This window comes from Cyclobacterium qasimii M12-11B (assembly GCF_000427295.1).
GTDB lineage: Bacteria > Bacteroidota > Bacteroidia > Cytophagales > Cyclobacteriaceae > Cyclobacterium > Cyclobacterium qasimii.
Genome location: NZ_ATNM01000092.1, coordinates 1 through 527 on the forward strand (window position 1 = coordinate 1; position 527 = coordinate 527).

The window sequence follows — 527 nt, forward strand, 5'->3', positions numbered from 1 at the left end:
AAGATCGCGCCGGCCACGATCGACCGGCGCCTCGCTGCGGATCGGGCGAAGCTGATCCTGCGCGGCAGGTCCCATACCAAGCCGGGAACACTGTTGAAGGACTCGATCCCGATGCGGACCTGGGCTGATTGGAACGACGCGGTGCCGGGTTTTGTGGAGATCGACTTGGTCGGCCACGAGGGTGGCAACAGCAGTGGTGAGTTCTGTTTCACCCTGGATGTTACTGATATCGCGACCGGGTGGACTGAGACCCGCTCGGTGAAGAACAAGGCGCAGAAATGGGTGTTCCAAGCGATCAAGGATGTCACCGCGTCGTTCCCGTTCCCGATCCTCGGGATCGATTCCGACAACGGAAGCGAGTTCATCAACTGGGAGCTGTTCCGTTGGTGTGAGCAGAACAAGTTGACGTTTACCAGGTCGAGGTCGGGGAACAAGAATGACGGTGCTCACGTCGAGCAGAAGAACTGGCACATCGTGCGGCAAGTGGTCGGATACCACCGTTACGACACCGCCGGCGAGCTGGAGTT

Annotated in this window: 1 protein-coding gene; it reads left to right on the plus strand. The window is 59.6% G+C overall.

Annotation, left to right across the window (positions count from 1 at the left end; genetic code table 11):
- Positions 1-527 (plus strand): integrase catalytic domain-containing protein (locus ADICYQ_RS31195; RefSeq protein ID WP_040415531.1); only part of this gene is annotated, 527 nt, incomplete at both ends.